This is a genomic window from Undibacterium sp. Tian12W (genome assembly GCF_049339405.1).
Classification (GTDB): domain Bacteria; phylum Pseudomonadota; class Gammaproteobacteria; order Burkholderiales; family Burkholderiaceae_D; genus Undibacterium.
The window spans coordinates 1-13,948 of record NZ_JBMPPK010000003.1 but is presented as its reverse complement, the minus strand read 5'-3'; the positions used below and the strand labels follow the sequence as shown (position 1 = coordinate 13,948).

General features: G+C 50.8%; 12 protein-coding genes and 1 pseudogene. 7 read left to right on the top strand and 6 right to left on the bottom strand.

Annotation, left to right across the window (positions count from 1 at the left end; genetic code table 11):
- Positions 1-353: 353 nt before the first annotated feature.
- A complete protein-coding gene (locus ACO0LI_RS04170) occupies positions 354-983 on the top strand; it encodes a DUF4166 domain-containing protein (protein WP_423031088.1) in 630 nt (209 codons plus the stop codon).
- Here ACO0LI_RS04170 and ubiG read toward each other — a convergent pair.
- Entirely contained in the window at positions 910-1,659 is a 750-nt protein-coding gene (gene ubiG, locus ACO0LI_RS04165) for a bifunctional 2-polyprenyl-6-hydroxyphenol methylase/3-demethylubiquinol 3-O-methyltransferase UbiG (RefSeq protein ID WP_423031086.1), read from the bottom strand. The two genes, ACO0LI_RS04170 and ubiG, sit on opposite strands and share 74 nt — an antisense overlap.
- 38 nt (positions 1,660-1,697) lie before the next feature.
- Entirely contained in the window at positions 1,698-2,075 is a 378-nt protein-coding gene (locus ACO0LI_RS04160) for a thiol-disulfide oxidoreductase DCC family protein (protein WP_423031084.1), read from the bottom strand.
- A gap of 104 nt (positions 2,076-2,179) precedes the next feature.
- On the opposite strand from ACO0LI_RS04160, the gene ACO0LI_RS04155 reads away from it, so the two are divergent.
- On the top strand, positions 2,180-2,533 hold the full coding sequence (locus ACO0LI_RS04155; protein WP_423031082.1) for a metalloregulator ArsR/SmtB family transcription factor: 354 nt from the start codon (positions 2,180-2,182) through the stop codon (positions 2,531-2,533).
- A gap of 65 nt (positions 2,534-2,598) precedes the next feature.
- On the opposite strand, the gene ACO0LI_RS04150 is transcribed toward ACO0LI_RS04155, so the two are convergent.
- Both ACO0LI_RS04150 and ACO0LI_RS04145 read right to left on the bottom strand, forming a co-directional pair.
- Complete coding sequence (locus ACO0LI_RS04150) at positions 2,599-3,264, bottom strand: hypothetical protein (RefSeq protein WP_423031080.1); 666 nt, start codon at positions 3,262-3,264, stop codon at positions 2,599-2,601.
- Between the two features lie 202 nt (positions 3,265-3,466).
- A complete protein-coding gene (locus tag ACO0LI_RS04145; RefSeq protein ID WP_423031078.1) occupies positions 3,467-3,703 on the bottom strand; it encodes a DUF2798 domain-containing protein in 237 nt (78 codons plus the stop codon).
- 235 nt (positions 3,704-3,938) lie between these two features.
- Here ACO0LI_RS04145 and ACO0LI_RS04140 point away from each other — a divergent pair, with 235 nt between their 5' ends.
- Together ACO0LI_RS04140 and ftrA are read left to right on the top strand one after the other, a co-directional pair.
- The gene (locus tag ACO0LI_RS04140; RefSeq protein WP_423031076.1) at positions 3,939-5,219 is read left to right on the top strand and encodes an NAD(P)/FAD-dependent oxidoreductase; all 1,281 of its coding nucleotides are present in this window, start codon (positions 3,939-3,941) and stop codon (positions 5,217-5,219) included.
- Between the two features lie 55 nt (positions 5,220-5,274).
- Entirely contained in the window at positions 5,275-6,243 is a 969-nt protein-coding gene (ftrA, locus tag ACO0LI_RS04135) for a transcriptional regulator FtrA (protein ID WP_423031074.1), read from the top strand.
- Positions 6,244-6,319: 76 nt separating this feature from the next.
- Here the strand turns inward: ftrA and ACO0LI_RS04130 are convergent, their stop codons facing one another.
- Together ACO0LI_RS04130 and ACO0LI_RS04125 are read right to left on the bottom strand one after the other, a co-directional pair.
- Positions 6,320-7,954, bottom strand: coding sequence for an alpha-amylase family glycosyl hydrolase (locus ACO0LI_RS04130; RefSeq protein WP_423031072.1), 1,635 nt, complete (start codon positions 7,952-7,954; stop codon positions 6,320-6,322).
- 184 nt (positions 7,955-8,138) lie between these two features.
- A complete protein-coding gene (locus tag ACO0LI_RS04125; protein ID WP_422953640.1) occupies positions 8,139-9,161 on the bottom strand; it encodes a glucokinase in 1,023 nt (340 codons plus the stop codon).
- 283 nt (positions 9,162-9,444) lie between these two features.
- Here ACO0LI_RS04125 and ACO0LI_RS04120 point away from each other — a divergent pair, with 283 nt between their 5' ends.
- From ACO0LI_RS04120 to ACO0LI_RS04110, 3 genes and pseudogenes are all read left to right on the top strand, one after another.
- On the top strand, positions 9,445-12,249 hold the full coding sequence (locus ACO0LI_RS04120) for an alpha-1,6-glucosidase domain-containing protein (RefSeq protein ID WP_423031070.1): 2,805 nt from the start codon (positions 9,445-9,447) through the stop codon (positions 12,247-12,249).
- A gap of 361 nt (positions 12,250-12,610) precedes the next feature.
- Positions 12,611-13,282, top strand: coding sequence for an energy transducer TonB (locus ACO0LI_RS04115; RefSeq protein ID WP_422951108.1), 672 nt, complete (start codon positions 12,611-12,613; stop codon positions 13,280-13,282).
- A gap of 188 nt (positions 13,283-13,470) precedes the next feature.
- Positions 13,471-13,948: pseudogene (locus ACO0LI_RS04110) on the top strand (MotA/TolQ/ExbB proton channel family protein); the annotation flags it as partial.

Here is a 13,948-nt window from a genome sequence, read left to right as displayed (position 1 = left end):
TCGGTAAAAAATAAAATAAAAAACTAACCGTACTAAAAACCATGTTTTGTACTTTCTCTTGTGCTTGCTTATTTGTACTTATTTTTTTGTACTTGCTTATTTGTACTCTGTGATCACTGCGCCCGCCATTTCCATATATGGTGTGCGCATCAGCGAAATATGTGTCTGGTGCGGGATTTTAATGCCATGTGCTGTAAAAAAGAAGCACAAGCCTGTTTTTACCTGTGGGTCAGGCATTTTACTGTTCCTCCGCAATCAAAATAAATCAGAGCCATACCGAACAGTGTCAGCGATACTTTTTTATTTTTCTGGCTTACTCTGCAGGCTTGGTTTGCAGCATTACAATGGCACGCATGACTACAGAAACCACGATGCCGAGTCCCCCTCTTACCCCGGCCCAGGAGTGGTTTGGTGAGTCTTTCAATAATTTGCATCCTCTACTGCAGCAAATCCATATCCATGGCGGTACGCTGCAAGGCGAGATAGATATCAAGCTGGGCAAGGGTCTGGCTGGCTTTCTGGGACGCAGGCTGGCAAAGAAGCTAGGCGTGCCGACCAAACACGCCCGCTCAGGCTACAAGGTCAGTATCAGTCATGCGCCAGGGAAATTGATTTGGGCCAGAGAATTCATTGCGCCGGATGGCAAGGTAGAAAAACTGGTCACTGTGTTTGCACCGCATGGCCAGTATCCACATGCTTATTGGCAAGAGAGCACAGGACTGATGCATTTCCGCCTGACGGTAGATATTCTTGAAGGCGGCGGCTGGAGCTGGCGCGTTCTTGCGGCGCATCTGCATGGCATACCCTTGCCTGTGAAGCTGTTTCCGCAATCGCAGGCCTATAAAGGCATAGAAGATGGCCGCTATCGTTTTTATGTAGGCTTTGTCATGCCTGGCCTGGGCTTGCTGCTCAGCTACTCTGGTTTGCTGGAACTTGTACCTGCAATGGCTTCTGCATCGCCAGCAGATAGCCTACTCCCATGAAACCATGCAGGCGAAAGCGCTGGGTCAGCGGGTTATAGCCGAGGCCATGCTGGTCCTGCAAGACCAGGCCACCGGCGGTTGCCATGGCGAGCAATTCGGCTGGTTTGATAAATCGCGCATATTGATGCGTACCTCGCGGTAGGATGCGCATGAGATACTCCATCCCCACAATCGCCAGCGCATAACTAAGGGGATTGCGGTTGATCGTTGAGAAAAATACCCAGCCACCAGGTTTGACCATCTCTGCACAGGCCTGGATGACAGCAGCGGGAGATGGCACATGCTCCAGCATTTCCATGCAGGTAATGACATCGTAATGTCCAACATGTTGCGCGGCCCATGCCTCGGCACTGCTTTTGGCATAATGCACATCCACGTCCTGGCCTTGCGCATGCCACTCGGCGATTTGCAAGGGTTTATCAGCCAGGTCTATGCCTGTGACTTTGGCACCCTTGCGCGCCATGGACTCTGCCAAAATGCCGCCGCCACAACCCACATCCAGCACCTGCTTGCCTGGCAGTTGAACCAGGCGGTCTATCCATGCCAGCCGGTGTGGATTAATTCTGTGCAAGGGTTTGAATTCTGAATTCTCATCCCACCAGCGGCTTGCCAGGCTATTGAAACGTGCCAGTTCGGCTGGGTCAGCATTGCTTGCTATCGTACGAATTGTGCTCATGACATTCTCTATTGATTGATGATAATCGAATCAGGGTCTTACCAGTGACCGCGCCTGCGGTTCCAGCGGTACAGGTGTCTGGCGATGAAGTTATACAGTGGCCGCGTCAAAAAACTCAGCCTTAGTGTCAGCCAGGCCAGCCAGCGACGGCCACTAGTTTGCGACCACAAGGCAGCCAATGCCTGCTCACCCGTCAGTAGTTCGCCATTGGCATTGCGCACATGCAGGCGCTCGCGTACGGTTTCCAGCTCGCTGTTGATTTCCTTTACTGCATTAGGGTCAGTATGCACATCTACCCAGTTGATCTTGCAAGTCTGCATACGCCCACGCTGATCGCGTATGCCAGCATCACATACAGGGCAGGCACTGTTGTAATAGACCGTCGTGCTGCCTGCAATGTCTTTGTCAGTTTCCATGATACCTGTCTGCCTTTATTCAGTTCACGATTCAAGCATATACCTTATTTAGCTAAATGTCTAATTATCTAATTAACTTCACGATTACCGGCTAAAGTGCTAAGATGAGTCATCAACAGTTCTTGCTAATTATGGAAAAAGTATTTGAAGCCCTGGCGTCGACGCCACGCCGGAAGATTCTGGCTTATTTATCGGAGACAGAATTGTCTGCCGGGGAAATTGCTGCGCGTTTCGAGATGACCAAACCGTCCTTGTCCAAGCATTTGCGCATACTGGAATCAGCAGGATTGATTGCCAGTGACAAGCGCGGGCAATTTGTTTTCTATCGTTTGCAGGGGGACAATCTGGCAAATACGCTGGCTAGTTTCATGCAGGCAGTGTGCCCTGTATCCAAGTCCCTGAAAAAAGAAAGCAAGGCTTTGGCGGTGAAAAAGTCTGTTGGAAAATCCGTTGAATAATCTGCTTTAGAATCCGCTTAAAAATCCGCTTAGTAATCTACTTTAAAATTCACTTAAAAATCCACTTACTCGCGCGCGGCAGGCAATTCACTTTTTTTCGTTTTTAACGGTAGCTGCGGCTTGGCAGTGACTCTGCTCAACAAGGCAGGAGGCGTCAAGGGAAGATTTGGCCCGGCAAATAATTTCTTGACCAGATAGGCCATGCGGTTTTTCTGGAAGTCGTCATAGCCACTTAATACACGCTCAACTGTTGCAAGCTGGTGTTCCAGTTCTGTGCTCACCATGGGTGAAATCCAATCTGTACGCCATGTCATTATCGCGCCACTACCCAGCTCAAGATGACCCAGCACCGGATTGTCGCCCAAAATTTCGCAGGCCAGCGCGTGGCTGAAATCCTCGGCATAAAACTTTCTTAAAGTTCCCAGTCCAAAATCGATAAGATATTGTTCATCGACTATGCAGACAGCATGACCTTCCTTTTGCTGCTCATGCGCAAAACCCTTGTAGCCTATGTAAAAAACACCGTTATTTTGCATGATTTCGGCATAGCATCCCTGGACTCTGGCGGCATAGCCTTTTTTTGACAGTATGTGCGCCAACATGGCAGACATCACGAAACAGCAACTACCGTATTGCTTGAAAAAATCGAGAATTTCAAAATCATCTGCAACCTGCCTCAAGTCATGGGCAAGTTTGCGGTCTTTTACTACTTGTATAAATGCGGTGTTCATTGTTGCGAATGACGACAATGAATGAAAATTCATGCATCATCAAAATGATATATTTACAAAAAGTAATAATATAAAATTCACAATGATTTGTACGTGATAAATCGTAATTACTTGTAAGCAGATGTTTCTACCTGGCTGCTATTTTCCTTCTATTTCCAGCTGACTCAGGCTAGCAGAGTTGTGCAACAAAACCAGCCATGGCTTAGCGCGGAGCCTCAACCAGCATGCTGGTGATACGCCTGACCAAAGGTAAAACCAGCAACAAAGCGGGGAAAGCAAACACCCACGACAATGCCCAGGAACCCATCCAGATTTGCAGGAAGTGATCTACCAGGCCGACACTACGCAAGGTACTGATGAAAGAAACGATAAAGGTCATCAGTATGGATAACAGCAAGGGCATGACAAATCCTGCATAAGATGCTGGCAATTTACGCATGTGATCAACCAGGAAAATAATATTGAGTTTTCATAAATCCCCACGAGCCCGCAGGTCTGTTCAGCGCGCTGCTGATGCAGATTGCCAGCAATGTGCAAAGGATTTGAAAGAAAGTTAGCAACTCAGTGTAATTGCCCACCAAGCAAAAGTAAACAAGGGACAGATAAGAGTTCATGCTTGCCTTGCCACTGCTATTGCGTGTAATTTGACGGCTTTTCTGTCGCTGCAAGCGCTTATGATCCTCCAAGAAAATTTACAGCAAACCTTTTATCAGGCAAATACTGCGGCTATTGACTACCCATCTCTGCAAGAAAACCTTGATTGCGAAGTCTGCATCATAGGAGGTGGTTTTGCTGGCCTGGCAACGGCAATGGGATTGCTAGAGCGTGGAGTCAGCAATATCGCCTTGCTGGAAGCGGAAGTGATAGGCCACGGTGCATCAGGCCGCAACGGTGGTTTTGTGTTTGGCGGTTTCAGCCTCGACAATGCAAGCCTGATCAAACAAGTTGGACTTGAGCATGCACGCAAGCTGTATCAACTGACGCTGGATGCAGTTGCTCTGATACGGCAACGCATCACGCAACATCAGATGGAGTGCGACATCGACGACAACGGCGTCTTGCTCGCCAACTGGTTTGATGATGCAAAAAAACTCCAGCAACAAAGAGATTTCATGCTGCGCGAATTTGAAGTCGACTGGACACCGTGGTCACGGGAACAGACCCGTGCCGTGTTGCATACCGAGCGGTATTTTGGTGCCCTGCATGAGCAGAATGCATTTCATTTTCACCCGCTGAAATATGCCCAGGCGATGGCCAGGGTTTTGAGCTCCGGGGCCGTGCGTATCCATGAGCATAGCCGCGTAAGCACGATTGATGCTGGTAGTGCTGAAAAGATCGTACGTACTGCAAATGGCTCGGTGAAGGCACAACACGTAGTCGTCTGTTGTGGTGGCTATATAGAAAAACTTTATCCACAATTGGGGCGCTCGGTACTGCCTATCGCCACCTATGTCATGGCGACTGAAAAACTGGGCGACAAACTGGCAAGCGCGATGCAAACCAGCGCTGCGGTTTATGATACCCGCTTTGCCTTTGATTATTACCGGCCGCTGGCAGACAGCCGCCTGCTCTGGGGCGGGCGTATTTCCATACGTGACAGGCAGCCCGCCGAAGTCGCTGATTTGCTTTACGGTGACATGCTTAAGGTGTATCCGCAACTGGCTGGAACAAAGGTCGAATATGCCTGGAGCGGCCTGATGAGCTATGCCCAGCACAAGATGCCACAAATTGGCTGCCTGCCTGACGGTATCTGGTATGCCATGGGTTTTGGCGGCCATGGCATAGCACCAACCACGCTGGCTGGCGAAGTCGTGGCGCAGGCAATCGCCCGCAAGCAGGCTTTACCTCATGGACTTGATCACTACGGCTTGCCACCCGCTTTTGGCAGCCTGGGCTTGATGGCAGCGCAATGCGCCTATTGGTATTATGAATTGCGTGACTGGCTGCGTGAATAAACAGTTTGCTAGTGCAGACCATGTCGCATATCCAAAGATGCGGTAAGATCACGCCATGAAACCACATCTTGTTGTCGCCCTTGCCTATGATCAATTGTGCACCTTTGAATTTGGCTGCACGGTTGAACTGTTTGCCCTGAACCGTCCGGAACTGGGTGTGGACTGGTATGAGTTCGCTGTCTGCGCTGCGGAACCCGGCAAGTTGCGGGCCGCCGGCGGTATCACGGTAGAAGTGCCATATGGTCTGGACATGCTGGATCAGGCCGACACTATCATCATCCCTGGCTGGCGTGATGCTGATGAAATGCCACCGCCAGCTTTGCTGGAAAAAATCCGCCTCGCACATGCGCGTGGTGCGCGTATCTGCACTATCTGCTCTGGCGTATTCATCCTCGCTGCAGCTGGCATACTCGATGGCAAAACCGTCACTACGCACTGGCGCTATGCCGAAAAACTGCTGAGACGTTATCCAGAAATCACAGTGCAGGCAAATGCCTTGTATGTAGATCAGGGGCAGATCATGACTTCGGCAGGTTCTGCCGCCGGGTTGGACATGTTGCTGCATCTGGTGCGCAAGGATTATGGTGCGAAAGTCGCCAATATGGTCGCGCAACGCCTTGTGGTACCGCCGCATCGCGAAGGTGGGCAGGCACAGTTTGTACCACGCCCCATGCCCGCAGATGAACATGCACGTCTGGCCAAGTTAATGGACTGGGTCAGGTCCAACCCTGCCCTGCCACATAATCTGGCCTCAATGGCCAAGAAAGCAGCCATGAGTACCCGCACGCTGCAACGTCATTTCAAAGACAGCACAGGCATGGCGCCGGGTGAATGGCTGATATGTGAACGCGTTGCCATCGCCAAGGAATTGCTGGAGTCACCAGCAAGCAGCTTGCCGCAGGTCGCCGAGCTGGCAGGCTTTGGTTCAGAAGAATCCCTGCGCCGCCATTTCCGCCGCATCGTTGCGAACAGTCCCGGCAATTATCGCAAGCAATTTTCTATTGATACACAAACACTTGCCTAGCTGTTGCAGATTTGCGCTGCCCAAAAAAAGGGCTGCACGGTCAGCATGCAGCCCTGTCAAGCGCTCTGCAAAACATTTACTTCATTAGCTCACCAAACCATGCACCGTAGGCTGGTAATTCCACAAGACCATCGGTGACTTGTCCCGGCAAGCCAGTGTCCTTCAATTGTGCGGCATTCTGAGTTGCAGGCCAGTTGAAACTGACAGGCTGGCTCCCGAGGTTGAATGCCGCCAGCAGACTATCGCTGCCAGCCAGGTCACGACGTATCGCCAATACAGGTTCAGGGGCATCGAAGAAACTGATCTCGCCTCTGCTAAGCTGCGGGTATTTCTTGCGCCAGGCCAGGATATGGCGGGCAAAATTCAAGACAGACTGATCTTCCTGATCTTGCGCAGAAACTGCATGGGCAGCATGCTCCGCCGGAACCGGCAACCATGGTTTGCCAGAACTGAAACCGGCATTTACCTGATCTGCCTGCCAAGGCATGGGCGTGCGGCAACCGTCGCGGCCCTTGAATTCTGGCCAGAAAGTAATGCCGTACGGGTCTTGTATATCTTCATAGGCGATGTCGGCTTCCGTCAGCGCCAGCTCATCCCCTTGATACAGACATGGCGTGCCTTTCAAGGTCATTTGCATGGCCAGCAGCATTTTGGCAAATTGCGGTGTTGCCTCTGGCCCACCCCAGCGTGTCATGACGCGCACAGAATCATGGTTACCCACAGACCAGGATACCCAGCCACCCTTGACGCGCGCTTCGTATTCCTCCACTTGCTGGCGTATGTAGGCAGCAGAGTACGTCGCCGTCAGCAAATTGAAGCTATAGGCCATCTGTAATTTATTGCCATCGGCGGTGTAATCTGCCATCACGGCCAGCGAATCATCGGCCCCGACTTCACCGATGGCGATCGCGCCATATTCATTCAACAAGCTGCGAATTTTTTCCAGGAAGGCCAGATTCTCTGGCTGCGTCTTGTCGTGGATATGCGCCTGCATGCCATAGGGATTATTGTCCTGCACGGTCTTGTTATCGCGCACCTGACTGGGTGGATTATCCCGCAAAGCCTGGTCATGGAAATAGAAATTGCAGGCGTCGAGACGAAAACCATCTACACCACGCTGCAGCCAGAAACGCATATTATCGAGATGCGCCTGCTGCACTTCAGGATGGTGGAAATTCAGGTCAGGCTGGCTGACCAGGAAATTATGCATATAGTATTGACGACGGCGTGCATCCCACTGCCAGGCAGAACCACCAAACACAGACAGCCAGTTATTCGGCGGTGAACCGTCTGCCTTGGGATTGGCCCACACATACCAGTCGGCCTTGGGGTTGTCACGGTTCTTGCGGCTTTCGACGAACCAGGGGTGCACTTCCGAACAGTGCGACAAGACCTGGTCTATCATGATCTTCAAACCCAGTTCATGCGCGCGCTTGAGCAAGACATCAAAATCAGCCAGCGTGCCAAAGATGGGATCGACATCACAATAATCTGCCACGTCGTAACCAAAGTCCTTCATCGGCGAAGTGAAAAAAGGCGAAATCCAGACGATATCGACGCCCAGGCTGGCGATGTAATCAAGTTTGGAAGTAATGCCAGGCAAGTCACCTATGCCATCGCCATTGCTGTCTGAAAAACTGCGCGGATAGACCTGGTAAATCACGGCATCACGCCACCAGTCATTTGCTTGCACTGCCAAAGAATTATTCATGGATTTGTAATTTCGTTTTAACCACTAGATCAAGACCTCTCAACACAGAGGCACAGAGACACAGAGAAGATCAAAGAGAGCAATCATGTGAAACGTAAAGAAGAAGTATTTATTTAATCTGATTAAATAAAATTTTTCCTCAGTGTTACCTCTGTGCCTCTGTGGTGAAAGGTCTTTTCAAATTTTAGGCGACACAGTCTGACAAGGACAGTCGTTCATTCAATATCGCAGACACACCCAAAAATGCGGGATACTCTGCCGTGATCAGATAAGTCGGTATTTGTGCCAAATAATCTGCAAAACGGCCTTTCGCTTCAAAGCGCTGGCGAAATGCTGATTGCGCAAAAAATTCACCCAGGCGTGGCACGATGCCGCCACCTATATATACGCCACCAGTCGCACCAAGGGTCATGGCCAGGTTGCCGGCGATGGTACCCAGCATCGCACAAAAATAGTCCACAGTACGGGTGCAGATGATGCAACTGCCATCAAGTGCACGACGGGTAATGTCGGCCGCGTTCATTTCTTCAGTATCGGCTTGTTTATCCATTTGCGCCAGGATGCGGTACATCAATTCCAGACCCATGCCTGAGATCAATCTTTCGGCAGAGACATGCGAATATTCTTTCCAGACCTCGCGCAGGATTTCTACCTCTATCTCATTGCTGGGAGAAAAACTCACATGCCCCCCTTCGCTGGACAATGCTACCCAATGCCCGCCAGATGGAATGATGCCAGACACACCCAGACCAGTACCGGGACCGATCAAACCTATGGCGCGGTCAGCCTGAGCCTGGCCACCACCTATCTGCACACGCTCATGAGCGGCCAGATGTGGCAAGGCCATTGCCAGTGCAGTGAAATCATTGACGACTACCAGATTGTCAAACCCCGCCGCCTGCTGTAAAGCGGCTATGGAGAAAGTCCAGTGGTGGTTGGTCATGCGCACCACATCACCATCGACAGGATTGGCAATGGCGATAGCCGCATTTTTTACCGGCGACTGGCATACAGCCAGCACTTCAGGACTCGATAAATAGGCGGCGATGGCAGACTGCAAGTCAGGATAGGCATTGCATGGCAATACAGCAATGGCAGTAAATTCGTGGCTCTGCATTTCCAGTGCGAAACGCGCATTGGTGCCACCTATGTCAGCCAGCAAGCGCGGAGCTGCATTGCATGATTTTTTTTGATTATTACTCAACATCTCACCATTCATATTTTTTGCGCCTGAGCGGGGCCGAAATAAGAAAACAGGTCGCCATCAGATTTTATGTAGCAATACTACATACATCAACACCTCATGTCTAACAAATTTGCGATTATTAGGTTAAAATTTGAAAAAATATTGGCGCGAAGTTGACTTTAGCCACAATAAAACCGGTAAAACCAGCCGTAAACTTGATTTTATTTATGTAGTCACACTACTTTTGCGATTCAAACATATCTACAATCAGAGTAAAGAAGCTTGTTTTACCCAGGAGACTGTTTTGTTTTTTGAACAAACTACTGCACGGGCAAAAAGCTGCGGCAGCTTTTTAATGGCGTGCGTACTCACGACTTGTGCCACAACTTGTGGCAGCCATGCTGTCGCCAGCAATGCGCCAGACGCAGGCCTTGCTGCATGCAATGCAGGTCCGTTTGAAAGCACATTATCGCCAGCCGCCATGCCAACCACAGACGCGCGCGCCTATTGGCTTTCCAACAAACTGATACGCTGGCCTGGCCGGGCAACAGACAACAAAGTCAGGCTATACATCTCCAGGACAGGACAACTCAAACTCAGCAAGGGCAACAAACCAAGCGGCTTTGATGAAGTGATTGCACTGACCGGATCGGACGCGACACTCGACACCGATATTGCAAAACGCTTTACCTATACTGAACCGGGAAAAGTATATGAGCTTGCACATATCAGTTTGCAACAATTGCGTTCATTGCAGCAATCACAAGTAATAATCGTCGCAGAAGATAATGAAGGCCGGGTTATCGATTACACCGGCCTGCAAATTGCCGGAGCGCTCGATGACTTATACAAGACAGCAGGCAGCCTCAATGATTACGGCGCCAACATTCGCAAGGCAGCAGTTACCAATAAAACGCAGACACGATTCCGCGTCTGGGCACCGACGGCGCAACGTGTTTCGATTTGCCTGTATCCAGATGGCAAAGCCAAATCTACCAGCATACTGCCCATGCAATCCGATGCCGATACTGGCAGCTGGAACACCAGTGTCAAGGTGGATTTATCCGGCAAGTATTACACCTACCTGGTCGATGTTTACGTACCCGGCAGGGGCCTGGTGCGCAATCGCGTTACCGATCCCTACTCCATCAGCCTGACGACAGATTCAAAGCGCAGTTACATCGCTGACCTGTCTTTCAGCAAATTAAAACCCCTGGGCTGGGACGAGCAAACGCCAAATACCAAAGTAAAAAATCAAACTGACATGCAAGTCTATGAATTGCATGTACGGGATTTTTCCATCAATGATGCAACGGTGAGACCAGCCTGGCGCGGCAAATACCTGGCTTTTAGCGAAGCCCATTCAAACGGCATGAAGCACTTGCAGGCTCTGAGTGCAGCGGGCATGACGGACATACATTTGCTCCCTGTCTTTGACTTTGCCACCGTACCTGAAGCAGACTGCCAGACACCCATCATCAAGGGCAAGGCAGATGGCGAAGAGCAACAAAAAATCGCTACGCAATATGCCGACAAGGATTGTTATAACTGGGGTTACGAACCCTATCACTATAATGCGCCCGAGGGTAGCTATGCCACTGATGCCAGCGATGGGGCCAGGCGCATCATGGAATTCAGAAAAATGGTCATGGCCTTGCACAATGCCGGTTTGCGCGTGGGCATGGACGTGGTTTACAACCATACTGCAGGGGCTGGACAAACTGCCTACTCAGTATTGGACCGCATCATCCCCGGCTACTATCAGCGCCTGAACCAGCTCGGACAAATAGAACGCTCCACCTGCTGCGACAATACCGCAACAGAAAATCTCATGATGGCCAAGCTGATGAGTGATTCTGTACTGTTGTGGACGCAGCATTACAAAATAGACTCTTTCCGTTTTGACTTGATGGGACACCAACCCAGACAGGTGATGGAAGACATGCAAGCCAGGCTGTTGCGAGAAACCGGACGCCAGATCCAGTTCCTCGGAGAAGGCTGGAATTTTGGAGAAATTGCCGACGGCAAGCGCTTTGTCCAGGCATCGCAGTTGTCACTGAATGGCAGCGGCATAGGCAGCTTCAGCGACCGTGCCCGCGATGCCATACGCGGCGGCGGCCATGGCGATGCAGGCGTAGGCATAGTCAAAAACCAGGGTTACATCAATGGTTTGGTTTATATGCCAAACACCCTGGCAGACAAGGCCATGCCACAGCAGGATCTTTTGCGCGCGGCCGACATGCTCAGGCTGGGCCTGGCAGGCTCAGTACGCAACTTCAGCATGCAAACCTTTGATGGCAAGACCAGGCAATTACAGGACATCGATTATGCTGGTCAGCCTGCAGGCTATGCCAGCCAGCCTGGCGAAGTCGTCAACTATGTAGAGAACCACGACAACCAGACCCTGTTCGACATCAATGCCTATCGCCTGCCGCTGGACACCAGCAGCGCAGACCGCGCCCGCATTCAGGCTCTGGCCCTGGCAACAACAGCGTTCAGCCAGGGCGTGGCCTACTACCATGCGGGTGTCGATATCCTGCGCTCCAAGTCCATGGACAGCAATAGCTTCAATTCCGGTGACTGGTTTAACCGGCTGGACTGGAGCTATGGCGACAATTATTTTGCGACGGGCCTGCCACCAGAAAAAGACAATGCCCAGTTTTACCCTTACATCAAGGCGGTACTGAAACAGGCGAATATTAAACCGACCCGCGCAGATATTGCCTATAGTCGCGATCAATTCCGTGATTTATTGCAGATCAGGGCCAGCTCCAGCCTGTTCAGATTATCGACTGCGTCTGATATTGCACAGCGCCTGCATTTTTATAATACCGGTCCCGCGCAAAACCCCTTACTGATCGCAGCGCATCTGGATGGCAGGCAATTGGCAGGGGCGAACTTTGATTCTGTCATGTATTTCATCAATATCAGCTCACAGACGCAATCATTAACCCTAGAAGGACAAAGCCAGCGCAGCTATCAATTGCACCCCACACATTTGCTTACACAAGCAGCAGATAAACGTGTGGCAGCAGAAGCGAAGTATGAGAGTATCAGTGGGCGATTTACGATTCCCGCTCTGAGTGCGGTGGTCTTTGTAGGACAATAGGAAGGCAAGTGCAAGGCAGCAAGATCTTTTTTGGAGCACAGCTTCATGAGTGCAATCTTGGTTTTAGTGCGCAACAGGGATTATGCAGTGCAAAGTTCTTCCATACAGATGCCTTATTGATGCAAAAGCTGACCTTATACATGGTTCAGATATTGCTTATTGCTTGACTGTTTTGACATTGAAATACACAAGGAAATTTCGCTAGACAGGGTACAAATCAGGCAGTACAGATTATTTAAGACAGGGATTCATATGCTTGCTACAAAAAATATGAAAAGTTTTCAGTCAAGAAACGCAAATTTAACACCAACAGCGGTTATTATTACCGCCTTCATATTCTAAGATCGAGGAGACAGCCGGAATGGATTTTTCAAATCGCCAGCAAGAGCCGGGGAAGAAGTTTATAGGCTTGGGGCTGGTTATCGCATTTCACGTACTGGTGGTATATGCCCTGGTATCTGGATTGGCGCGCAAAGCGATGGAAGTGGTGATCAAACCAGCAGAGGTCAAGCTGGTAGAAGAAGTGAAGCCGCCACCACCGCCACCAGACACACCGCCACCACCGCCACCGAAATTGTTGGCCCCGCCGCCACCGTTCATTCCGCCACCGGAAGTCCAGGTACAGCCACAGCCACAACAAACGCCAGCGATTACTGCGGTCTCCAATGTCAAGCCAGATAACCCGACCTTGAACAAGGCCCCGCCAGTGGTAGCGGCACCGACAGAAGCCAAGGCCACAGGCCCGGTCACCATACCAGGCGTGATCGACTTCAACGTCGGTGGATGCAAACCGGAATATCCACGCGCCTCCCTGCGCAATGAAGAAACCGGCACCGTCCTGTTGTCCGTATTGATCGGCGCAGATGGTACAGTGGCCGACGTCAAGATCGACAAATCCAGTGGATTCCGCGGTCTCGACAATGCGGTTAAATCCCAGTTGATGTCAGGTTCCTGCAAAAACAAACCAGGTACCGTCGATGGCAAACCACAACAGACCTGGGCCAAAGTCCAGTATGTATGGAAGCTCGAGTAATCAGGAATCCCAGGCAAGAGCAGTTGATCTACCAGACTGCTCTACCCAAGAAAATGAAGCAAGAGATGGTTCAGATCGATTCGTAAAAGATAAGTACCAGGCAACAAACAAACCAAGTAATACATAAGTAATACATAAAAACAGCAGTAAGCAATACCAACCTTATTTTGTTAAAAGGAAGCACCTCAATGAAAACCCGTTTCTCCGCATTCCTGGCTGCAACACTCCTGGCCTTGACAGCCGCCGTTGCCGTCGCCCCTGTTTCTGCACAGGAATCCGCCTCTGCAGCTGCCTCCGCTGCTGCCCCGGCACCAGCACCTGCTGCTGACGCAGCCCCGGCACCAGCCGCTCCAGCTGACGCTGGCGCCCCAGCAGCACCAGCAGCTGCCAAAGAAATGGTAGACAACCCATACGGTCTCGATGCTCTCTGGAAAACCGGTGACTTCGTTGCCAAAGGCACACTCATCATCATGGTCATCATGTCCATGGGCAGCTGGTACATCCTCATTACCAAAATCATTGATCAAGTCAAACTGTCCGGCCAAGCCACAGATGCCCGTTCCAAATTCTGGAAAGCAGCTTCTGTACAAGCCGGTGCCGCTTCTTTGAAAGAAGGCAGCCCATTCCGCTTCATCGCTGACTCTGGTATCAAAGCCACAGAACACC

Excerpts from the sequence above, each read along its gene's own strand:
- ACO0LI_RS04170 (WP_423031088.1), top strand. The coding sequence starts at position 354 with ATGACTACAGAAACCACGATGCCGAGTCCCCCTCTTACCCCGGCCCAG.
- ubiG (WP_423031086.1), bottom strand. The coding sequence starts at position 1,659 with ATGAGCACAATTCGTACGATAGCAAGCAATGCTGACCCAGCCGAACTG.
- ACO0LI_RS04160 (WP_423031084.1), bottom strand. The coding sequence starts at position 2,075 with ATGGAAACTGACAAAGACATTGCAGGCAGCACGACGGTCTATTACAAC.
- ACO0LI_RS04155 (WP_423031082.1), top strand. The coding sequence starts at position 2,180 with ATGAGTCATCAACAGTTCTTGCTAATTATGGAAAAAGTATTTGAAGCC.
- ACO0LI_RS04150 (WP_423031080.1), bottom strand. The coding sequence starts at position 3,264 with ATGAACACCGCATTTATACAAGTAGTAAAAGACCGCAAACTTGCCCAT.
- ACO0LI_RS04145 (WP_423031078.1), bottom strand. The coding sequence starts at position 3,703 with ATGCGTAAATTGCCAGCATCTTATGCAGGATTTGTCATGCCCTTGCTG.
- ACO0LI_RS04140 (WP_423031076.1), top strand. The coding sequence starts at position 3,939 with ATGATCCTCCAAGAAAATTTACAGCAAACCTTTTATCAGGCAAATACT.
- ftrA (WP_423031074.1), top strand. The coding sequence starts at position 5,275 with ATGAAACCACATCTTGTTGTCGCCCTTGCCTATGATCAATTGTGCACC.
- ACO0LI_RS04130 (WP_423031072.1), bottom strand. The coding sequence starts at position 7,954 with ATGAATAATTCTTTGGCAGTGCAAGCAAATGACTGGTGGCGTGATGCC.
- ACO0LI_RS04125 (WP_422953640.1), bottom strand. The coding sequence starts at position 9,161 with ATGTTGAGTAATAATCAAAAAAAATCATGCAATGCAGCTCCGCGCTTG.
- ACO0LI_RS04115 (WP_422951108.1), top strand. The coding sequence starts at position 12,611 with ATGGATTTTTCAAATCGCCAGCAAGAGCCGGGGAAGAAGTTTATAGGC.